Source organism: Streptococcus gallinaceus, assembly GCF_040545695.1.
Lineage (GTDB): Bacteria > Bacillota > Bacilli > Lactobacillales > Streptococcaceae > Streptococcus > Streptococcus gallinaceus.
This window is the reverse complement of the sequence record NZ_JBEPMK010000001.1, coordinates 134,575-155,264: the sequence shown is the minus strand read 5'-3', so window position 1 is coordinate 155,264 and position 20,690 is coordinate 134,575. Positions and strand designations below refer to the sequence as shown.

20 protein-coding genes are annotated in these 20,690 nt (G+C 42.4%); 2 read left to right on the top strand and 18 right to left on the bottom strand.

Features of this window, described 5'->3' with window-relative positions:
• Positions 1-8 precede the first annotated feature (8 nt).
• The 18 genes from pbp2b to ccpA form a co-directional block, all read right to left on the bottom strand.
• Positions 9-2,084 carry a penicillin-binding protein PBP2B gene (gene pbp2b, locus ABID27_RS00860; RefSeq protein WP_435533063.1) on the bottom strand — a complete coding sequence of 692 codons (2,076 nt, stop codon included), beginning with the start codon at positions 2,082-2,084 and terminating at the stop codon, positions 9-11.
• 115 nt (positions 2,085-2,199) lie between these two features.
• Positions 2,200-2,985, bottom strand: coding sequence for an ABC transporter permease (locus tag ABID27_RS00855; RefSeq protein ID WP_253362577.1), 786 nt, complete (start codon positions 2,983-2,985; stop codon positions 2,200-2,202).
• A gap of 1 nt (position 2,986) precedes the next feature.
• Positions 2,987-3,805 carry an ABC transporter permease gene (locus ABID27_RS00850; protein ID WP_253362576.1) on the bottom strand — a complete coding sequence of 273 codons (819 nt, stop codon included), beginning with the start codon at positions 3,803-3,805 and terminating at the stop codon, positions 2,987-2,989.
• Between the two features lies 1 nt (position 3,806).
• Positions 3,807-4,799 (bottom strand): ABC transporter ATP-binding protein, encoded by a 993-nt coding sequence (locus tag ABID27_RS00845; protein ID WP_253362575.1) that lies wholly within the window; start codon positions 4,797-4,799, stop codon positions 3,807-3,809.
• A gap of 122 nt (positions 4,800-4,921) precedes the next feature.
• Positions 4,922-5,518 carry a response regulator transcription factor gene (locus tag ABID27_RS00840; protein WP_253362574.1) on the bottom strand — a complete coding sequence of 199 codons (597 nt, stop codon included), beginning with the start codon at positions 5,516-5,518 and terminating at the stop codon, positions 4,922-4,924.
• Positions 5,515-6,609, bottom strand: a complete 1,095-nt coding sequence (locus tag ABID27_RS00835; protein ID WP_253362573.1) for a sensor histidine kinase — start codon at positions 6,607-6,609, stop codon at positions 5,515-5,517. Before ABID27_RS00835 ends, ABID27_RS00840 begins: the two co-directional genes overlap by 4 nt.
• Positions 6,609-7,340, bottom strand: a complete 732-nt coding sequence (locus tag ABID27_RS00830; RefSeq protein ID WP_253362572.1) for an ABC transporter permease — start codon at positions 7,338-7,340, stop codon at positions 6,609-6,611. The genes ABID27_RS00835 and ABID27_RS00830 overlap by 1 nt, the downstream gene beginning before the upstream one ends.
• On the bottom strand, positions 7,318-8,226 hold the full coding sequence (locus ABID27_RS00825) for an ABC transporter ATP-binding protein (RefSeq protein ID WP_354279587.1): 909 nt from the start codon (positions 8,224-8,226) through the stop codon (positions 7,318-7,320). The genes ABID27_RS00830 and ABID27_RS00825 overlap by 23 nt, the downstream gene beginning before the upstream one ends.
• A 1-nt stretch (position 8,227) precedes the next feature.
• On the bottom strand, positions 8,228-8,407 hold the full coding sequence (locus ABID27_RS00820; RefSeq protein WP_253362569.1) for a hypothetical protein: 180 nt from the start codon (positions 8,405-8,407) through the stop codon (positions 8,228-8,230).
• 140 nt (positions 8,408-8,547) lie between these two features.
• Complete coding sequence (gene thrS / locus ABID27_RS00815) at positions 8,548-10,491, bottom strand: threonine--tRNA ligase (RefSeq protein WP_354279585.1); 1,944 nt, start codon at positions 10,489-10,491, stop codon at positions 8,548-8,550.
• Between the two features lie 412 nt (positions 10,492-10,903).
• Entirely contained in the window at positions 10,904-11,701 is a 798-nt protein-coding gene (locus ABID27_RS00810) for an energy-coupling factor ABC transporter ATP-binding protein (protein WP_354279583.1), read from the bottom strand.
• Positions 11,688-12,551 (bottom strand): energy-coupling factor ABC transporter ATP-binding protein, encoded by an 864-nt coding sequence (locus ABID27_RS00805; protein ID WP_354279581.1) that lies wholly within the window; start codon positions 12,549-12,551, stop codon positions 11,688-11,690. Before ABID27_RS00805 ends, ABID27_RS00810 begins: the two co-directional genes overlap by 14 nt.
• Positions 12,551-13,315, bottom strand: a complete 765-nt coding sequence (locus tag ABID27_RS00800) for an energy-coupling factor transporter transmembrane component T family protein (RefSeq protein WP_354279579.1) — start codon at positions 13,313-13,315, stop codon at positions 12,551-12,553. Before ABID27_RS00800 ends, ABID27_RS00805 begins: the two co-directional genes overlap by 1 nt.
• A 10-nt stretch (positions 13,316-13,325) precedes the next feature.
• A complete protein-coding gene (locus ABID27_RS00795) occupies positions 13,326-13,937 on the bottom strand; it encodes an ECF transporter S component (protein WP_354279577.1) in 612 nt (203 codons plus the stop codon).
• A 4-nt stretch (positions 13,938-13,941) separates the two neighbouring features.
• The gene (locus ABID27_RS00790) at positions 13,942-14,949 is read right to left on the bottom strand and encodes a phosphorylase family protein (protein ID WP_354279575.1); all 1,008 of its coding nucleotides are present in this window, start codon (positions 14,947-14,949) and stop codon (positions 13,942-13,944) included.
• Positions 14,950-15,269: 320 nt separating this feature from the next.
• A complete protein-coding gene (locus tag ABID27_RS00785) occupies positions 15,270-16,580 on the bottom strand; it encodes a glycosyltransferase family 4 protein (protein ID WP_354279573.1) in 1,311 nt (436 codons plus the stop codon).
• Positions 16,581-16,592: 12 nt separating this feature from the next.
• A complete protein-coding gene (locus ABID27_RS00780) occupies positions 16,593-17,627 on the bottom strand; it encodes a glycosyltransferase family 4 protein (RefSeq protein WP_354279571.1) in 1,035 nt (344 codons plus the stop codon).
• A gap of 82 nt (positions 17,628-17,709) precedes the next feature.
• A complete protein-coding gene (gene ccpA, locus ABID27_RS00775; protein WP_253363281.1) occupies positions 17,710-18,711 on the bottom strand; it encodes a catabolite control protein A in 1,002 nt (333 codons plus the stop codon).
• Between the two features lie 290 nt (positions 18,712-19,001).
• Here ccpA and ABID27_RS00770 point away from each other — a divergent pair, with 290 nt between their 5' ends.
• Together ABID27_RS00770 and ABID27_RS00765 are read left to right on the top strand one after the other, a co-directional pair.
• Positions 19,002-20,087 (top strand): M24 family metallopeptidase, encoded by a 1,086-nt coding sequence (locus ABID27_RS00770; protein ID WP_354279569.1) that lies wholly within the window; start codon positions 19,002-19,004, stop codon positions 20,085-20,087.
• A gap of 141 nt (positions 20,088-20,228) precedes the next feature.
• Positions 20,229-20,591, top strand: a complete 363-nt coding sequence (locus tag ABID27_RS00765; protein WP_354279567.1) for an NAD(+) diphosphatase — start codon at positions 20,229-20,231, stop codon at positions 20,589-20,591.
• Positions 20,592-20,690: the final 99 nt, after the last annotated feature.

Here is a 20,690-nt window from a genome sequence, read left to right as displayed (position 1 = left end):
AGTTTTCCTTAATTTTTATAGAGTGAGTGATAGAGATTGACGATTTCTGTTACGATAGCTTTACTAGTCGCAGAGTTGAGGTCTGTCAGATTTGGCAAAACAACTGAAACTGCAATCTTAGGATTGTCACTTGGTGCATAGGCTACGATGTTTGTATTGACCGCATCTAAAACTTGTCCGTTTACGTCAGTGACAAAGGTTTCGGCAGTACCAGTCTTGGCACTGATAGTAACAGCGGCTCCATTTGCAATCGCTCGACCTGTTGTAAAACCACTTGTTCCGTTAACAACTTGATAGAAACCTTCCTTAATAATCGCCATATCTTCCGCCGAAATTCCGACCTGATTGAGCTCTTTACCAGTTACCGTAGAGATCTGATTGCCAAGGCTACCGTCTTCTTTGTTGTCATAGACTCCTTGCACCAAATGCGGGGCAATCCGTTTGCCATCATTGGCAACTGTCGCTGCATACTGGGCCATTTGCATCGGAGTATAGTTGTCAAACTGACCGAATGCATTGGTAAGATAATTGGAAATGCTGAATTCTTCTGGAGCGATACCTATTGACTCATTTGGTAAGTCGATACCTGTAGACGCACCTAGCCCAAATTCTTTGAAGGTCGCCCGCAATTTCTTCATGGCTTCTGTCGTTTGGTCATTTTCCGCCAAGGTCATACCATAAGCATAGGGCTGACCGGCCATTTTAAGTGCCAATTGCACCATATAGGTATTGGATGAATATTGCAGGGCTTGAACAGCTGTAATGTTTTGATTGCCATAAGCTGTAAACCAAGAGTTAATCGGTGTTGAACCTGCAAACTGAATTGGCTGGTCTGTCAGAACTTGATTCCCCGTGATGACACCATTTTCCCATCCTGATGCAATGGTTGCCCCTTTGACAATCGAACCGGGGACAAAGACATTGGCAATGGTTCCAAGTGCATCTTCCGAGACTTCATTGGTCTTTATGTCGTGCTTGTAGCCTGCCATAGCCAAGACATCGCCCGTATTTGGCTTTAGGACAACGGCATAGACACCGTTGGAATAACGGGCACTGCCTGTCGACAATTCCGCGTCAAAATGTCTTTTCAGAATCGCATTGACCCCATCCTGGAATTTCAAGTCCAGCGTTAACTTAATGTTATTGCCTTTTTGTCCCTCCTGGATGGTTTTGATTTGGTCTACTTTTCCATTTTTGTCCAATAAAATATCTTGAATTTGGTGCTTACCTTGCAAGACTTCTTCGTATTGCTTTTCTAGGTAAGCTGTTCCGACACGGTCATTGAGGGCATAGCCTTTTTTCAGGTATTCAGCTGCATCTTCCTGAGGCAATCCTGCCTGCTCAGTCGTCACTGTCCCGATGATAGAAGCCAAGGATGTATCTTTGATCACCCGGTTCCAGTTGCTAGTTGTTGAAATACCCGATAGATTTTTTTCATTGGCAGCAATGAGGGCAATCTGCTCGGCTGTCAAGGGCTCCGTCACCAAGTGCACCGTTTCAAAATAACCAGCCGCATTCATTTGAGAAAAGAGTTCGATGACCTTATTTTCATCTTCAGAAAAATTTAACTGCTCTGGCTTCAAACTCGCAACGGCATTGGCATAAATGGTTGACTCATTGAGGTAGTTACCCACTGTATCAAATTTTTTCTTCTTAGGAAGCTTGGACACCACATCTCGATAGGTTTCTGCATCCGCCAAGTAATAATCTGCACGGTCCCGCTCTGAGTTAGAGACATTGGTTACCGTCACATAGCTGATTAAACTTTGCGCGATTTTTTTAATCTGACCCGCTGTCATAGTATTGGACCGCGTAAAGGCCACCACTTGCTCCACCTGATTGTCCACTAGCGCTACACCCTTGGCATCGTAAATCTGTCCTCGAACAGAACTCGTGGTAATGGTTTTCTTGCTAGCTTTCGCCAGTTTATTAGTATAAAAATCCTGATTAACAATCTGCATATAGGCTAATCGAGCAATCAAGGTTGTAAACAAGAGAACCACTACGGAAAACAAAATATAGAGTCTTCTTGGGATATGATTGCACAACTTATTGGCTGCTGGTTTCTTTTTCGTCACTTTCAAGACCTCTTTCTGGAAATTCTTTTTTATTATAACACAGGAGAGACCTTTTTTCCTGACCTAGGTAAAGCTTTCCTGAGAAAGTTGACCATTGTCTATTTGCCAGATTTTTTCCATATCAAGAACCAGCACTTTCATAGGCAGACAAACCTTTATTCCACAGGGCAATGGACAAGGTCAAGCAAATCACTGCCGCCATGACCAAGCCTCCCAAACGAAAGAGCCCTGCTTCTCCCGTCAGAAAATAAGCTGCTGGATAGTAGGCTGTAAAGGCAAAGGGCAGGACAAAGCTGATGACATAGCGTAAAAAAGAATGGTAAATAGCAAGAGGGTACTTGGCGAAATCATTAAACATGTAGAAAATATAAGTCACCGCACCCGACTGCTTGGTCCAAAAAGAAATACTAGCCGTCGCAATCTTCAAAGCCGTATAAATAGCTGTCGCAAATGGCAATGTTACTACAAATAAGAGGACCTTGCTAGCAGTCCAATCCATGCTAGAAGCACTCGTCACTAATAGAAGAATCCCGACGAGCAATTCTCCCAAAGCATCCACCTGAAAGGTTTCCACCAGGACATGAAATAGAGGATTTAGCGGGCGAGTTAAGTATTTATCAAACTCTCCTTTTCGAACCAAACGCTGACCCACAGCCCATAAATTATCAAAGAAAAGGTGGTCAATCCCTTTTGGCAACAAAGAATAACCATAAATAAAAGCAATCTGACCGAAGCTCCATCCTTGCAAATTGGGAATATGGGCAAAGAGCACCCTCAAAAAGAGAATATTGAGTCCCTGCGTCAAAAAGACACCCAAGACACCAATGATAAAGTCAACCTTGTACTCCATCAGCTGCTTGAGGTATTGCTTGATAAACAAAGCATGTAAGCGTCCTAAACGTCTCATCTCACCCTCCTTGCACGGTCAAGTGCCCCTGAACAGCTCGCCAAACCAATTGAGACAAGCCGATAAAAAAGACCAACCAGAATAATTGTAAACCCAAGGCACCAAGCGTCTCGTGAGCATTGTACTTGCCGATAAACATCATAACCGGGGCGTAAACCAGCGATGAAAATGGCAAAAAGGACAATATTTTACTCACCAAACTTGGGAAAAAAGCCAGTGGAATCAAGCTTCCTGACAAAAATGCCACCACTGAATTTTTCAATAAATTGGAACCCCAAAGATTTTTAAAAACAAAAGCCGTAAAACCAAAGCAGATATTGAAATAAAAGTTCATCAGATAAGCCATGATAAGACTGATCAAATACACCAGCAAGTGCGCTAGCACCTGAAATACACTCTGACCTTGATAAATCTGTAGAATTCCCACACCCAGTAAAAATGGCAAGCCGACGGATAAAAAGACCATGACCTTAAAACCTAACTCTGTAAATAGATAAGACATGGCAAAATGAACAGGCCGCAGCAAGCGCATGACAATGGACCCATCTTTAACCTCATCTCCAATCATAAAAGAGGCATCTGACTTGGTTAAGAGATTGGTCAGAAAGCCGATAATGATATAGAAAGTCATGTCCGATAGGGTAAAGTCATGTAGCACTGGATTGGCTGACGAGTCAAAAACAGCCTTCCACAGGTAAAAAGCGACAAATGCACCAATCACATCTCCCAAGCGATAGAGGAAAAAATTGACCCGATAGGTAATCATTTCCTGAATGCCTGCTCGCACAAAAGGGCGATAACGATACCAAAAGGTCTTCATCTTACAACTCCTTTCGATAAAAGCGTCGGATAATGTCCTCCATATCCGCCTCCTTGATAGCCACGTCTCTGATATGAAGCTGAGCCATCGTTTTTTGAATGAGGTCTGCCGTCTGATAGCGCGTGGTGTCGTACTGCACTGTCAAATGATTGCTGTCTTGCTTCACAACGATATCCGTCAAGCCTTCGTAGGATAGTTTTTTCTGCGCTTGTCCTGGTGCCAAGTCAAATTCCAGCGTATGCATTTTCCCAAACGTTGTCTTTAATTGGTCAACAGTTCCGTCAAAAATCTCTTGCCCCTTATCAATCATAAAAATCCGATCACACAGATTTTCAATATCGCTCAAGTCATGAGTGGTCAAAATGATCGTCGTTTCTTCCTCTTTGTTAATCTGAGAAATAGCCTTTCTGATATTGTCTTTCACAGCCACGTCAAGGCCAATGGTCGGCTCATCGAGAAACAAAACCTTGGGCTGATGAAGCAGAGAGGCTGCAATATCTGCCCGCATCCGTTGACCAAGAGACAAGGTCCGAACAGGATCCTTGATAAATTCGTTTAATTCCAGTGTTTCATTTAAAAAATCCATCCGTTTTCTAAATTCCTTCTCAGGCACCTGGTAAATTTCTTTCAAGACGGTATAGGTCTCTTGCAAGGCCAAGTCCCACCACAACTGCGTTCGCTGACCAAACACTACACCAATATCCTTAACATAGTCTTGGCGATTTTCCTGGGGAATTTTACCGTTGATTTGGCAAAGACCTGAACTCGGTGTCAGAATGCCTGTCAACATCTTGATAGTGGTTGATTTGCCCGCACCATTTGCCCCGATAAAGCCCATGATTTGCCCTTTAGGCACATCAAAACTAAGGTCTTTCACGGCTTCAAAGATCTGATACTCTGGCTTCACCAAGGATTTCATAGCTCCTAGTAAACCAGGTTCTTTGATTGTCTTCTTAAAATTCTTTTGCACATGCGATACATGGATCATTGCCATACGAATCGCCCTCCCTATCTCCCATGATCAAGTCTTAATGAATCTCATTATAACAAGTTAGCAGTCTATATGCAAACGTTTTCTTAAGAAATTAGAAAAAGAAGCCCGAAAGCTTCTTTTATTTATAACCAACCCCTTTCCTGCACTTTAGCAACTGCTTCCACACGATTCGTTACCCCTAATTTATTAAAAATAGAAGAGGTGTAATTGCGAACCGTCCCGTTTGACAGAAAAAGAGTATCTGCAATGCTCTTACTTGATTTTCCTTGTGCAATCAGTTGTAAGATTTTTGTTTCTTGTGTACTTAAAGGATTATCCTGTCCGATAATTGTCTCCATCAATTCTGGCGAATATTCTTTTTTACCGGCCAACACGGTGTGAATCGTTGTCATCAACTCAGCAATTGAGCGATCTTTAAGGACATAAGCATCTACACCAGCTTTTAGCGCCTGTTCAAAATAACCAACACGCTTAAATGTGGTCACTATAATCACTTTAATGGACGTGTTAGTTTTTATCCACTCAAGAACATCTAAACCTGTTTTTTGAGGCATTTCAATGTCTAAAATAGCTACATCAATCTCATGTGTTTGCAATAAAGAAATGGCTTCTAACCCAGTTGAGGCTTGAACAATCGTGTCCACATCCTCTTCCATCAACAACAGCTGACACATGGCATCACGAAGCATGGATTGATCCTCTGCAACCAAAAGTCTCATAACTGACCTCCTTCTTCTATGGTCACGCAAACAATCGTTGGATGAGCAGTTGATAGCACACTCACCTCTCCCTTAACCAGATGCAGTCTTTCCTTGATAGACTGCAATTCTTCTCCCGTTATGTTGGCAAAGCCACGACCATCATCTTCTACTTCAATTCGAATCTTATCAGACTGACTCAAGCGAATATGACAGGTTTTTGCTGCTGCATGCTTGATAATATTGGTCGTCAACTCCCGTAAAATCATGGTAATACTCGAGGAAAGAACCGGAGATAAGTGATTTTCTTGAAGTTGATTCTCTACAGATAGATCAATATCTGACAGATCAAACATTTCCTTAATTGTAGCCAATTCTTCTGCTAAGGTCCGATACTTGAGATGATGGATCAACTGACGAACCTCTTTCATCGATTCATGACTGATCTGATTGAGGTCTTGTAATTCATTGCGGACAGCCCCATAGTCTTCCTTGTCCAATTGTTTCAGGGCAAGCTCAGTCTTTAAGGTCATCATGGCAAAGGTATGTCCCAAGGTATCATGAAGATCACGCCCGATACGATTGCGCTCATTTTCGGCAGCAAGCAGATTGATGGTCTCATTTTTCCGGTAAATATCCCGCCTCAGCTCTTCTTCTAGTTGACTTTTATATTGGGTATAAAACATGACTAAAAGAAAGATGGGGATGATGATGACCAGAATACGCGATCCTGGATCGCTAGCCCAGATTATCCCAGTAATAGCGACAATAGTAAGGGCAAGCAAAAATGAGATAAAGCGATAGCTCTTTAACCCATCTCCAAATCGCCACACCAAAAGGTTTATCATATAGAAGAAAAACCACATCATGGAGCCTTCAATGAAGCAAGACATATAGACGATATAAGCTAATAAGTAAGTCCAAAGACAGGCAATCGTTTTTGGATAGTTATTCTTGATATGAATAATAGCTAAATAGGCTGTAGCAAAGAGCAAAGATGGAATAAGCGTCCAAGTAGGGTAACCAAACCAAACAATACCACCCAAAGGAAAAATCATGAAAATCAAGCCTGCATAATAAAGTGGATCCATTTTTTGAAAGGAACGAAACATCACTTAACCTCCGTTTTGCCTTTTATCCACAAGGCAAGTCCTGCTATTATTATAGCATAGGCTATAACACTCGCGAAGGATTTCCATAGAAAGCTACCATTTTGTGCAAACTGAACAACGAATTGATTGACATGATAAAGTGGCGTCCATTTTGAAATAGACTGAAGCCAACCAGGAAATGTCTCTATCGGCATCCATGACCCACCAATAATAGCTAAGCCTAGAAAAGCAATATTAGCCACGATAGACATAACTTGCTGAGATTTGATTTGTGAAATGAGAAGACCAAAAGCCAAGAAAATCAAGCTAGATACTAAGAGTAGGGCAATAGACCCTAACCAACGCTCAAGTGACAGATGAACACCTCGGAAAAGAGCACCAAATAGGAATGTTACCATAATGGAGCATGCAAAATACAACAAGACGCGACAGACCTTAGAAGCATAATATTGCCATATAGCTATAGGAGAATGCTCTAAATAAGCTAACCAGTGATTGGTTCTATCTTCCACTAGCATGAAAGGGAAGGAGAAAAAGCCAAAACTAGACATGGAAAAGGCAGTCATGGTCAACATATAGGATTGGATAAACGCCTTTTGCTGGACGGGATCAGAAAACATGGTCATTCCTGAGTAGAATAAGAAAAAACCAACGGGCATTCCGATAGCCATGATAAAAGTTGGCCACTCTCTCCAAGTTTTAATCCATTCAATTTTTAGTAAAGCTAGCATTATTATCCTCCTTTGTACTATCAAAAAGACTATCAAGTAAGGTCTTGTTTTGAACTTCTATATCTGATATACGGCAACCAGCTGTTTGCAATAGCTGCCAAACCTTGTCAATTTCTTTAGTTTTAAACTGTACTATCTCTCCTTTTAAAAGGACATCATAGACATCCTCTAAAGTCTCGACATGGCTTAACCACTCACTTGATAAGGTGACTTGTTTTTCCTGTTCCTCATTTCTCATAGCAAAAGAAGTTGTATCCCGTAACAACTGTCCTTGGTGCAACACCAAAATACGATCTGCTGTGTGCTCTACTTCTTCAATATAATGACTAGAATAGATAATCGTCACACTTTTTTCTTTTAATTGGGAAATGATTTTCCAAAAATGTTTACGCGTCGAGGTGTCCATGCCTGCCGTTGGCTCATCCAAGAACAAAATATCTGGACAGCCTATCAAACAAATCACAAAGGATAACAGACGCTTCTGACCGCCTGACAGCTGCTCTGCTAGCTGTTGCTTTTGCGCCTCACTAAATCCTAAGTAAGTATCAATCTCCTCATCTGATAAAGGATTGTGGGCGATCTCTTTGAAAAACTCTAATAATTCCTTTACTTTAAGATTATTTGGAAGGCAATTCTCCTGCTTTAACAGAGCAATTTCCCCTTGTAAGCGGCGATGACTAGGAGAGAGGTCTTCTATACTAACTTGACCTGAACTCACATGATAGCGACCCAAGAGACAATTCATAAAGGTTGTCTTTCCAGCGCCATTTGAGCCTATCAAGGCTACACAATCGCCTTTGTAAATATCCACTGAAATATCTGATAATATAGATTTATTTTTAATTGTTTTGCTCAAATGAACAACTGAAATAATCGGTTTCTTCATCTTATTTTTCCTCACTACATAATGCTTTTAATATAGGGTGCAATCCGTAAATCAAACCATAAAGCATCCCAATCATCCCATAAAAGATAGTCGCACCGCCATTTGTGAAAAAATGAGTACAATGCTCAAGTCCAACACCCAGCACGATCATCACTAAACCATAAACTAAGCTTTTTTTCATATTAATTCCTTCTCTCAACTTTTGTCTTTAGTTTACAGTAATCTCATTAATCTGATTAGCCCTTTTTGTCATGACATGATATGACATTTGTCATCTTTTCCGAAACAAAAAAAGAAGCTTTCAAGCTTCTTTCATGTCTATTAGTCTTGTGGACGTGATTTGCGGTCGATGTCAGCGAGGATGGTGTTGACAAAGTCTGCCACGGTTTCAGTATGGGTTTCTTTTGAGCCATATCTGCGAACGTTGACGGATTTGTCTGCCATTTCCTTGTCGCCAACGATGAGCTGGTATGGGACTTTTTGAGTTTGGCTGGCACGAATTTTGTACTGCATTTTTTCATTGCGCTCATCCACTTCCGCACGGACACCACGATCACGGAGCTCTTTTGCCACTTCCCAAGCGTAGTCTGTGTGCATCTCATTTGAAACGGGGATAAGAGTGACTTGTGTTGGCGCAAGCCAAGTTGGGAAGGCACCTTTATAGGTCTCAATCAAGATAGCTGTGAAGCGTTCCATGGTTGAGATAACCCCACGGTGAATCATGACTGGACGGTGTTCTTCGCCATCTGCACCGATGTAAGAGAGGTTAAAGCGTTCTGGTAAGAGGAAGTCAAGCTGGATAGTTGAGAGAGTTTCTTCGTTACCAAGCGCAGTTTTCACTTGGATATCGAGTTTTGGTCCGTAAAAGGCTGCTTCGCCTTCAGCTTCGTAGTATTCAGCACCCATTTCATCAAGAGCAGCTTTTAACATGCTTTGGGCATTTTCCCACATCTCGTCGTTGTCATAGTATTTTTCCTTGTCTTCAGGATCGCGGTATGACAGACGGAAGCGATAATCATTCAAATTGAAATCATGGTAAACATCAATAATCAACTGCAAGGCTTTTTGGAATTCATCCTTGATTTGCTCTGGTGTGACAAAGAGGTGACCGTCGTTAAGAGACATTTCACGCACACGTTGCAAACCAGTCAAGGCACCTGATTTTTCATAGCGGTGCATCATACCGATTTCAGCGATACGAATTGGCAATTCGCGGTAGGAGTGAACATGGTGTTTGTAGACTTGAATGTGGTGTGGGCAGTTCATTGGACGAAGGACAAATTCTTCTCCGTCTCCCATATCCATTGTTGGGAACATGTCTTCTTGATAGTGGTCCCAGTGTCCTGATGTCTTGTAAAGCTCGACAGAAGCCATTGGTGGTGTGTAAACGTGTTGGTAACCTGACGCCAACTCTTTATCAGTGATGTAGCGTTCAAGGGTACGACGGATAGTCGCACCATTTGGCAACCAGAATGGCAAACCTTGTCCAACTTCTTGTGAAATCATGAAAAGGTCAAGCTCTTTACCGAGTTTACGGTGGTCACGCTCTTTAGCTTCTTCACGCATTTGAAGGTAGGCTTTGAGGTCTTTTTTATCAAGCCAAGCTGTCCCGTAAACACGTTGCATCATGTTGTTGTCGCTATTACCACGCCAGTAAGCACCTGCCACATTGAGTAAATGGAAAACTTGGATGCGACCAGTTGATGGCACGTGAGGGCCACGACAAAGGTCCACAAACTCGCCTTGACGGTAGATAGTCAAACCAGCTGCGTCATCCGCATGCTCAGAAATCAATTCCACCTTGTATGGGTCATCTTTGAAGATTGCAAGAGCTTCTTCTTTGCTCACTTCTTCGCGGATACATGGGTGGTTTTCTTTGACGATTTTCTTCATTTCTTCTTCAATACGAGGAAGGTCTTCGTTTGAAATTTGGCCTTCAGCATTGTCTGTATCGTAGTAGAAACCGTCTTGAATAGCAGGACCGACACCCAAGTGAAGATTTGGGAAGAGGCGTTTTGCGGCTTGGGCAAAAAGATGAGCAGCTGAGTGACGAAGGACGTCGAAAGCATCCTCGTGGTCAGGGGTCACAATCTCAATGCTACCGTCTTCAGTGATAGCACGTGTCGTGTCAATCAACTGACCATTGAATTTACCAGCCAAAGCTTTTTTAGACAAAGAATTTGAAATGCTCTGCGCAATCTCAAAAGTTGTTACACCAGACTCAAACTCGCGCACTGCGCCATCTGGAAACGTAATGTTAATCATAGTGTTCTCCTTTACTTTTGTATCCATGTTGGTGATCTATATACACATCCTTCATTGCCCTTCTCACGAAGATACTCCTCGAATGCTATACAAGATAATCAAAAAGTCCACGTCCTCAAAAAGGACGCAGACTGCGTGGTTCCACCTTAGTTTACACGAAAAAATCCGTGCCTCTATTGGTTCTAAGGTGACCACCCTTTTATGTTTGCATAAAATCATACCGAGTAGTATCCGTCCATGAATGGGTGCCACTCCCAGCAACGGGCACTCTCTCGACCATTCGACAAGGCTAGACATGTCTCTGCATTTCATTGTAGCACAATCCACAATTTTTTCAAGCGATTTGAGCAACTAATCTCTCTATTTCGCACACTAAAAGGGCAGACTTGCCTTTTCACTGTTCAACATACCATTATTCTTGCTTGTAGGCGATGAATTCTTCAGGAGTGAGGAAAACTTCGTCATAGCCCAAGGCTTGGCATAATTGTGTCGTAGTTGGCTGAGAAAGATAGACTTTTTCAAGAATATCCTTTTGTGAGAAAACCTCGCGCACGCTTCCATCCAACAAGACATCGCCCTGCGCAAAGACAAGGGCTCGTTCAAATGTTTCCGCTACGAAATCCATGTCGTGCAAGATGGAAATGACAATTTTTCCCTGCTCTCTCAACAAGTGAATCACTGACTGAATCAATTGTTTTCCTGCATCATCTTGCGCAATCGTTGGTTCATCGAAAATCACGACCTGCGTATCCATAGCAATAATGGCTGCAATCGACACCATTTTTCGATCCGACAAGCCCAAGTCATAAGGGTTGACCTTGTCTAGTCCGTCTAAACCAAGCAAAGACATGGCATCCCTAGCAGCCTTTTCTGCTTGGGCATGGCTCAATCCCATTTGCAGCGGTCCAAACATAATTTCATCTAATACTGTATGTTTGAAGATTTGGTCATCTGGATTTTGAAAAATGAGCCCAATACTTTTAGCGATTTTGGCTACGGATTGTTCACTCAAATCTTGACCATTCAACATTATTTTTCCAGCCGTTGGACGACTGAGACCTTTTAAAAGCTTAACAAAAGTAGTCTTTCCAGCACCATTTTGACCGATGATAGCAGTTGACCGCTCATCTAGAGTGATATTCAGTCCATTCAAGATTTTTTTCTCTGGCTGATAGGCAAATTCCAAGTTACTAACGCTAATTTGATTCATGTGCTTCACCTCCATTCTTGGCCAACAGCTGACACGCTTCTTCTAGTGTTACAGGATAATAGGAACTGCCTGGCAGTTGCAAACCAAGTTGCTTGCAGATTCTGGTGAAAGTCGGTGGCACAACTCCATATTCTTCCAAATCTGGTCGAGAAAAAACCGCCTGAGGTGTATCCATAGCAATCAATTTCCCCTGATCGAGTAGCATCACTCGGTCACTATAGGCTGCAATTTTTTCAATCTTGTGCTCTACCATGATTACGGTAATGCCTTGCTTACTCAAAGACTGAATGGCTTTGAAAACGGCCTCGCTACCTTGGGGGTCCAACTGCGACGTTGGCTCATCCAAAATAATGACCTCCGGTTTCATAGCCATAATACTGGCGATGGCCATCCGCTGCATTTGCCCACCTGACAAATCAAAGGGAGCTCGGTCGCGGTACTCTTCAATGTCTAGCAAGCGTAGGCTTTCCTCGATTCGTGCCTCCATTTCTTCTTTTGGCACGCCGAAATTTTCCAAACCAAAGGCAATCTCTTCATAGACGGTCGCTTTTGAGCCGGTAATTTGGTTAAAGGGATTTTGGAATACACTGCCGATTTTTTGACACAAATCATCGACCTCGACCATTTTCACTTCAGCTTGGTCAATCCAAACCTTACCTCCATAAGAACCGCGGTAAAAATTCGGAACCAGCCCTGTCAAGGCCTGACAGAAGGTAGATTTTCCAGCACCGTTTCGGCCAATGACACCAATAAACTCACCTAGCTGAATCTCGCAGGTAATGCTATCCAAGGCCAACTTTTCGGCATAGGGGTATTGGTATTTTAGATTTTCAATTTTAATATGCGCCATTATAGAACCCTCCAAACAATTGCTGCGACTAGCCCAATCAAGCAACAAATTTGAATCAATCGGTCAAATCGTGAGCGAATGGGTGGATTGATAAATGTTTTTTTCGATTTAGAATTAAATCCTCGAACCTCTAAGGCGATAGCCCGTTCCTTGGTATCAATAAAGGAACTCATAATCACTGGAGACACCAATGGCAAGAAGGCCTTTATCCGCACCAACATGGAACCTTCCGTTTCCATCCCACGACTTCTTTGTGCATCCGTGATGGTTGCCATCCGGCTGGTCATCTGCGGAATCAATTGGAACAAGGAAACAAAGACATAGCCCATGCGAGGTGAAAAACCTTTTCTCACCAGCTCTTCAATCATGTCTGACGACTTTGTCGTTAAAATCAGAACACTGAAAGCCAAGATAATATTGCAGACATTCAAGGCAATTTCTGCCGCAAACAGCAAGCCTTCCTTATAAAAAATGACTGGACCTAGTTGAAAAACAGGCGTAACATTTCCACTTCTAAACAAGCCTTGGATAATGCCTACTGTCAAAATGACAAAGCCAGATACACTCAGGATTGGCAAGGTCTGCTTCAACACTTTAGAATGCCCTAGCAATAGAACACCGACCAGAATCGTAAGACCAAATACCCACAAATCACCTGCAATAATTGGCATCAGAATCATCGCAATCACATACCACATCTTGGTTAGTGGAGACAAGCTATTCAAAAATGACTGCTTATCCTCATATAAACTCATCGTTTTCATGGAGACCTCCTTAATCTAAACTCTTAATCGCACTATTGCTTTGATAAAGTGATAGCAAGCTCTTTGGCAAGCTCTTATACAAGCTGAGCACAAGTAATAATACGACAATTTTATCCGGAATATCTACCACTACTTCATCCATAAATGAGGCAAACCAGACTGGGAATTTTTGAGACAAGAGACCGGCATAGACTAAGTCTCCCCATAGATTTCCTGTAGTACCACCCCAAAAAATCATATTTAGCGGCGTAGATACCAAGACCGCTGCAAATCCAGCGACAATCCCCGTAAACAAGGCTCCTCTGATATTCTTCATACTACCATAATAAGCCAACAAACCAACTGCAATACCTAAAGCTGCATTGGTGAGGGCATAAACTGTAGAAATGGGATCCACCGTTAAGCCATAAATCAAGTTGTTCATGATCCCCACGATAGCCCCTACAATCGGTCCTGCCAAACAAGCGGATAAACAGGTCCCAATCGAATCCAGCCACAGTGGTAACTTGAGAACCCCCGCAATCAACTTTCCGATATAATTGATACCAACCCCTGCCGGAATCAGCACCAAGGCTGCAGTATTAAACTTCAATGACAAGGGATTATTATTTTTCCACCCCATGACTCTATCCTTTCCTTTGTTCCTCTAAGCTAGCAATCGCTTCTAATGCCGTAATAATTTCATTTTTCTCGCCCTGTGTCACCCTATTTTCTCCAGACACATATTGATTGATTTCATCTTCTAATTTACCATCGTAGAGCGCTACCGTATTCAATATAGAACCCGTTTTAATCCCACGTAGACTGCCAATGGTAAATAGGGCTGCACTTTCCATATCGCCTGCTAGCACACCTTTTTTCGACCAAAAATGGTCAACATCCCGTTCATTATCAACATAAAAACTATCGTGACTACGACCAATTCCGACATGGTAGGCAAATCCTTCCTTTATAGCGGCCCCTCGTAAAGCAAATAAAACATCCGGATCTGGAACCGCTGGGAAAATCGAATCCACATAGGATTTTGACGTTCCCTCATCACGCACAGCCCCGTTCAAGATTACCAAATCTCCCATTTGCATTTCCGGCTGCAAGGCACCACATGAGCCAATCCGAATCATACATTCTACACCGATACGCGCTAATTCTTCTACCGCGATACCAGTTGACGCACCGCCCATCCCTGTCGAAGTGACCAACACTGGAATGCCCTTATAGGTTCCACGCATGGTTTTGTGTTCACGATTAAAGGCTATGAATTCTACATTTTCTAAAAATTCCGCTACACGGTCCACCCTCTGTGGGTCACCGGGTAATATGGCGTATCTTCCCCCTTGTTCTCTATCACAACGAATATGTGGTTGTAATGCCATATCCCCAATCAAGTCCCCAGACTGACTACAACAAAGAAAATATTTTTTCCCATTTTCCGATTCCGAGTACACATTGGCTCTTCCATCAACAATGATATACATATACTGATAGATTTCGCCTTGTTCCAACTCAAATTCACCATCTGTAAACTTCCTGACCCGTATTTTCCGCAAAAGTTCATAGGGACAGTGCCTAAATAAGGCATATACATCTGGATTCGTTTCGAGGATATCCAATAGTTGGTGCATTTTCGAAATCATATACGCCTCTTTCGCTATCGTTACATATATGGTAGCGCTTTCTTTTAAGTGAGTAAAGGAATTTCGTCCCAATTTGTCATCAAAAAAATAGATTATAACCTTAAAATAGAAGTATTTTAGGTACAAATGTCCAATCGCTTGACGGCAAAATTGCCCTCCTACTGCACTCCTTCATAGAAAAAGACAGCTGAAAAGCAGTCTCTCAAAATCCGATAGTTTTCCTTCTTCTACTGTGAAAATAAAACCATCATCCAGCCCTTGAAGAACATCAGCGTCTTCGCAGGCTGAATGATACAGATGAGAGCATAACTTTCTAGCCTCTAATCCAAGTAATCACGAATCGACTTGACTTGTTTGATTGAAGCCTTCCAAATTTTTGCTGTCGTATCTGAGGATTTGACGAAGGCACGCTTGGGAAGCTCGATAGCTCCCTTGAGAATTTCTTCTGCAACAGTATCACCGTTTAATTGATTTTTCCGAAAATCATAGGCAATTTTCAAATCTAGATAGTATTCATAGACACGGCGACCAAAGTTTTCTGCCGAAATCTCGTACAATTTCTTATCCAGCACATGCTGGTTCATAGACGGCGTCTGGTCAATGGCTGCTAAAACCGTGGCTGCCAAGTCTTCTTCCTCAAAAAGAGCCCCGAACATGGCATTGGTCAAGACATTTTCCAAATAAGGATTGGCGTGTGCGATGATAGGAGTTCCAGAGGCCAAACTCTCCAGATAGGTCAAGCCCTGAGTCTCACTCGTTGAAGCCGAAATGAAGAAATCTGCCGCCTTATAATAGAGGGCCGTATCACTCGGTGCAATCATGCCTGTCATCTGTACAGCTGCCTCCAAGCCCAAGTCTACGATCATGGCCTCCAAATCCTTGGCATAGGGACCACCCCCAGCAATGACCAACTTCACATTTGGATTTTCTTCTAAAATGACTGGCATGGCTTGAACAACTGCCTGAATATTTTTTTCGTAGGAAATGCGAGACAAGCTAAGCAGCATGGTCTCATTTTTAGCGATACCGAGCTGTTGTCGTAGGTCTTCGATATTGTCTTCTGTGATTTCTGGGCGGTCAAATTTTGCCAAATCAATCCCCGTCGGAATCACCCTTTTAGGAATGGTAATCTGGTATTCGCTGAGGATATCTTCGACAATTTCACTGGGGCAAATCACCCCATCCAAGTCCTTAAAGAAGGCTCGGACGATGTACTTGACCATATTTGGACGAATGAGTTTCCCATTGGCAATGTAGCGAACATAGTCCTCGTACTGGGTATGATAAGTATGAACCACTGGAATATCCAACTCACGCGCAATCATTTTCCCTAAAATTCCCAAAGAAAATTCTGTATGAGTATGAATCAAATCCAACTTGTAGCGCTCGGCAATTTTCAAGGCATCGGTAAAGCCCCGATAGGCCACGCGACGATCCTTAAAGGCAAAGAAGGGCACACTCGGAATGCGGATAATATCCCAGTCTTCATAGCGATTCACACCCTTGTCCGTGGTAGTAAAAATAAACACCATATGCCCCTGCTTTTCCAGCTCCGTTTTCAGCGTCTTGATGGAGGTCGCAACGCCAGATACCTGTGGAAAATAAGAGTCTGTAAATAAGCCTATTCTCATCCAAATTCCTTTCTATTTTTCTTTTGGCAGGACCTTTTCATAAAAATCTTGCCACATCTCTAACACATGGTCCCGAGAATAAAATTCATTGCCCCGCTTGGCATCGTCCACCGCCTGTGCATAATAGTGGTCATCCTGCGCCAAGTGTTCAATCTCCTTGATAAAACCATCCAAATCTTCTGCTCGACGGTAAAAATCAAAGAGAATATCCTCATAAATTTCCAAATCCCGCAACAGAATTGGCTTATGCGTACACATGGCTTCCAAGATAGACATGGGAAAGAGTTCCTCAAAAGATGGCAAAATCATCACGTCTGCTAGATTATAGACCGCATTCATCTTCTCCCGCTCAACAATCCCTAAAAAGGTAACATTTGCCGGTGGGTTATCGACCACTTTTTTCAACTCTTCGTAACCATCCGTGATTTTTCCAAATGAAAATCCACCCGCCCATACAAATTGATAGTGTGGTAAACGCTCAGCCATTTTCAAGAAATCAAAGACACCTTTTCTGGTCTGAATTTGCCCTACTCCGACAATTAAAAAATCATCTTGTGCAAAGCCATACTGGGCACGATTTTCTGCCTTTTCCCGCTCTGTCAATGGGTGAAAAGTCTGACTGGACACAAAATTAGGAATATAGGTCACTTTTTCCTTGGGCACACCGTAACGAGCCAACTCACCGATAAAATACGGATTAACCGTCACCAAGTAGTCCATTCTCTTGTAAAAAGCAATCATATACTTGTAAAAAACTTTCTTTGCAAAACCTGGTAGTTGTAGACTTTGCTCAACCGTCTCCGGCAACATGTGCACATAACCGACCGATGTCCCCTTACGACTAAACCACGGCTGCGTCAGATAAAATTGAGGGTCAATGGTATGGTAATGCGTAATATCTGCTGATTTGTACTGGTTGATGGTCACTTCAAACTCTTCTGATAAGCCTGTTTTGACCAGATCAACTTGCTCCAGATAGGCAGAGCCAACTCCCTGACCTGATACCTTTGTAGCGCTCGACATCATGTTAATAATTTTCTTGCTCATTCTCTCTCCAGTCACACATTCTTTTTACTTATTCTATCATAAACCGGGAAAAATTGAAAAAGGCTACCACAGTAGCCTTTTATTATTTAGTAGATTGACGCACTTTAATGCCGTGATTGAGCACGACTTCGCGGTTCTCCAACTCTTCTTTATGCATGATTTTTGTCAGCATACGCATGGCAATGGCACCGATGTCATAAAGTGGTTGGCTGATAGAGGTCAAGTTTGGTCGTGTAAACTTGGTAACGAGCGAGTCATCACTTGTCACGATTTCAAACTCTTCTGGTACTTTGACTCCACGGTCAGAGATACCATTCAAAAGACCAGCTGCAATTTCATCTTCTGCTACATAGGCTGCAGTTGCACCTGCATTCAAGAGGCGTTCTGCAAGGGCATAGCCTTCTTCGTATTTATACTTAGACTCAAAAACCAAGCCTTCGTTAAATTCCAAACCGTTGGCTTGAAGGGCTTCTTTGTAGCCTGACAAACGAATTTTGCCATTGATTTCATCCACAAGTGGACCTGATACAAAAGCAATCTTCTTGTTGTTTTTCGCCAGTAAGTCCACAACATCCTTAGCTGCTTGACCGTAGTCAATATTGACACTTGGCAATTGGTGTTCCAAATCAACCGTACCCGCAAGAACAATCGGCGTACGAGAACGTGAAAACTCAGCGCGAATCTTGTCTGTCAAATGATAACCCATGAAGATAATCCCGTCAACCTGTTTGGAGAAGAGAGTGTTTACAACATTGATTTCTTTATCATCATTTTCATCAGAGTTGGCCAAGATAATATTGTACTTGTACATTTCTGCGATATCATCGATACCTTTTGCAAGAGTTGCATAGTAGGCATTGGCAATATTGGGGATCACTACCCCAACTGTTGTTGTTTTCTTACTTGCCAAACCACGCGCCACAGCATTCGGGCGGTAGTCCAAACGCTCAATCACTTCTAAAACTTTCTTACGAGTATTCTCTTTTACATTTTTGTTGCCATTTACAACACGACTGACAGTAGCCATTGATACACCAGCTTCGCGGGCAACATCATAAATCGTTACTGTATCATCCGTATTCATCATATTTGCATATCCTTTCTGTAACTTTTATTTTATGAAAATTACGCTTTCACTCTCTTATAGTTTATCATTTTTTGAAACCACTTTCAAGCGATAGAATCCCTTTTTTAGAAAAAAATTGGCAGAATCTGAAAAAATATCCTATTTATGGAAGTAACTTCTCTATGTTTATAGAAAAAACAGAATTGATTTATACTCACCCTACCTTTTTTCGTCTCTTTTCCACTCTCCACTTGATTTTTCTCGTATTTGGCATAGAATAGAAGGTAGCATATTCAAAGGAGAACATCATGTCAAAAATCACACATCTTACTCAAAAACTTGAAAAAGACAACATCTTTGCTGCTGTCCTATCTGACCCAGTTTCCATTAACTACCTGACTGGCTATCTTTCTGATCCACATGAACGCCACATGTACCTCTTTGTCTTTGCGGATAAGAGCCCACTCCTCTTTTTGCCTGCCCTTGATGTAGCTCGCGCCGAGGCGACATTGGACTTCCCAGTTGTTGGCTACCAAGACTCTGAAAATCCATGGGAAAAAATCAAAGCTGTTCTTCCTGCTACAGATTGGCCTCAAGTCGCAGTTGAATTTGACAACTTAAATGTGACCAAGTTCAAAGGCTTGCAAACTGTCTTTTCAGGAGAATTTGTCAACTTAACACCTACTTTGCAACAAATGCGCCTCATCAAATCAGCCGATGAAATCGAAAAAATGCTGGTCGCTGGAGATTTTGCAGACAAGGCTGTACAAGTCGGATTTGACAACATTTCCCTCGATGTGACGGAAACAGATATCATCGCTCAAATCGAATTTGAAATGAAAAAACAAGGCATTAACAAAATGAGCTTTGAGACTATGGTCCTAACTGGAAACAATGCTGCCAACCCACACGGTATTCCAGGTACCAACAAGATTGAAAATAACAGCCTCTTGCTGTTCGATCTAGGTGTCGAAACCCTAGGCTACACTTCTGATATGACCCGTACGGTTGCTGTCGGAAAACCAGACCAATTTAAGCAAGACATCTACAACCTTTGCTTGGAAGCGCAGCTAACGGCACTCGATTTCATCAAGCCAGGTGTCACTGCGGCCGAAGTCGACGCTGCAGCCCGTAATGTCATTGAAAAAGCTGGCTACGGCGAGTACTTCAACCACCGCCTCGGGCATGGATTGGGTATGGATGTCCATGAATTCCCATCTATCATGGCTGGCAATGACATGGAAATTCAAGAAGGCATGTGCTTCTCCGTTGAACCCGGTATCTACATTCCTGGAAAAGTTGGTGTACGTATTGAAGATTGCGGCTATGTAACAAAAAATGGATTTGAAGTCTTCACTCAAACACCAAAAGAATTGCTCTATTTTGAAGGCTAATCATGACCTATAAAACACAAAACTATTGCACCGACCGTGGTCATCTACTGGAACTTAAATGTTTAGAAAATGAAGAGAACATCCCCTACTGCAACGACTTGCCAATAATTTCGCTTTCCCATCTTCAATACAGCTTGTAGCATGATTGTGCTCGATGAAGTGCAGGAAAATATTCTCCTCATCCAGCAGTATGGTCGACCAGATTATATCCTGACTGCCGGCTATATCAACCAAGGCGAAGCTGCCGAACAGACTGTCGCTCGGGAAATCATGGAAGAACTTGGACTCACCACGACTTCTATCCGTTTCAATAAAAGTCAGTACTATCCAGGTTCCAATACCCTCATGCTCAATTTTGTCGTGACAACCAGTGGTCCTGTTCAGCCAAATCATGAAATCGACCATTGGCAATGGTTCAGTAAATCAGAGGCACAAGGAGCCATTAAGCCAAATAGCTTGGCTCAAGAATTTCTTAACTACTTCCTCCAACAGACATCATATTAGTAAATAGGCTGCATCCGCAGCCTATTTTTTCTGATTTGTGACAGCTGATTGTCAGCTATTGACTTTCCTTACCCAAGCGGGTAGACTATTGCTAACCCA

Bases quoted from the DNA above. Each gene is read 5' to 3' on its own strand.
- ABID27_RS00855 (WP_253362577.1), bottom strand. From the start codon at position 2,985: ATGAGACGTTTAGGACGCTTACATGCTTTGTTTATCAAGCAATACCTC.
- ABID27_RS00850 (WP_253362576.1), bottom strand. From the start codon at position 3,805: ATGAAGACCTTTTGGTATCGTTATCGCCCTTTTGTGCGAGCAGGCATT.
- ABID27_RS00845 (WP_253362575.1), bottom strand. From the start codon at position 4,799: ATGGCAATGATCCATGTATCGCATGTGCAAAAGAATTTTAAGAAGACA.
- ABID27_RS00840 (WP_253362574.1), bottom strand. From the start codon at position 5,518: ATGAGACTTTTGGTTGCAGAGGATCAATCCATGCTTCGTGATGCCATG.
- ABID27_RS00835 (WP_253362573.1), bottom strand. From the start codon at position 6,609: ATGTTTCGTTCCTTTCAAAAAATGGATCCACTTTATTATGCAGGCTTG.
- ABID27_RS00830 (WP_253362572.1), bottom strand. From the start codon at position 7,340: ATGCTAGCTTTACTAAAAATTGAATGGATTAAAACTTGGAGAGAGTGG.
- ABID27_RS00825 (WP_354279587.1), bottom strand. From the start codon at position 8,226: ATGAAGAAACCGATTATTTCAGTTGTTCATTTGAGCAAAACAATTAAA.
- ABID27_RS00820 (WP_253362569.1), bottom strand. From the start codon at position 8,407: ATGAAAAAAAGCTTAGTTTATGGTTTAGTGATGATCGTGCTGGGTGTT.
- thrS (WP_354279585.1), bottom strand. From the start codon at position 10,491: ATGATTAACATTACGTTTCCAGATGGCGCAGTGCGCGAGTTTGAGTCT.
- ABID27_RS00810 (WP_354279583.1), bottom strand. From the start codon at position 11,701: ATGAATCAAATTAGCGTTAGTAACTTGGAATTTGCCTATCAGCCAGAG.
- ABID27_RS00805 (WP_354279581.1), bottom strand. From the start codon at position 12,551: ATGGCGCATATTAAAATTGAAAATCTAAAATACCAATACCCCTATGCC.
- ABID27_RS00800 (WP_354279579.1), bottom strand. From the start codon at position 13,315: ATGAAAACGATGAGTTTATATGAGGATAAGCAGTCATTTTTGAATAGC.
- ABID27_RS00795 (WP_354279577.1), bottom strand. From the start codon at position 13,937: ATGGGGTGGAAAAATAATAATCCCTTGTCATTGAAGTTTAATACTGCA.
- ABID27_RS00790 (WP_354279575.1), bottom strand. From the start codon at position 14,949: ATGATTTCGAAAATGCACCAACTATTGGATATCCTCGAAACGAATCCA.
- ABID27_RS00785 (WP_354279573.1), bottom strand. From the start codon at position 16,580: ATGAGAATAGGCTTATTTACAGACTCTTATTTTCCACAGGTATCTGGC.
- ABID27_RS00780 (WP_354279571.1), bottom strand. From the start codon at position 17,627: ATGAGCAAGAAAATTATTAACATGATGTCGAGCGCTACAAAGGTATCA.
- ccpA (WP_253363281.1), bottom strand. From the start codon at position 18,711: ATGAATACGGATGATACAGTAACGATTTATGATGTTGCCCGCGAAGCT.
- ABID27_RS00770 (WP_354279569.1), top strand. From the start codon at position 19,002: ATGTCAAAAATCACACATCTTACTCAAAAACTTGAAAAAGACAACATC.
- ABID27_RS00765 (WP_354279567.1), top strand. From the start codon at position 20,229: ATGATTGTGCTCGATGAAGTGCAGGAAAATATTCTCCTCATCCAGCAG.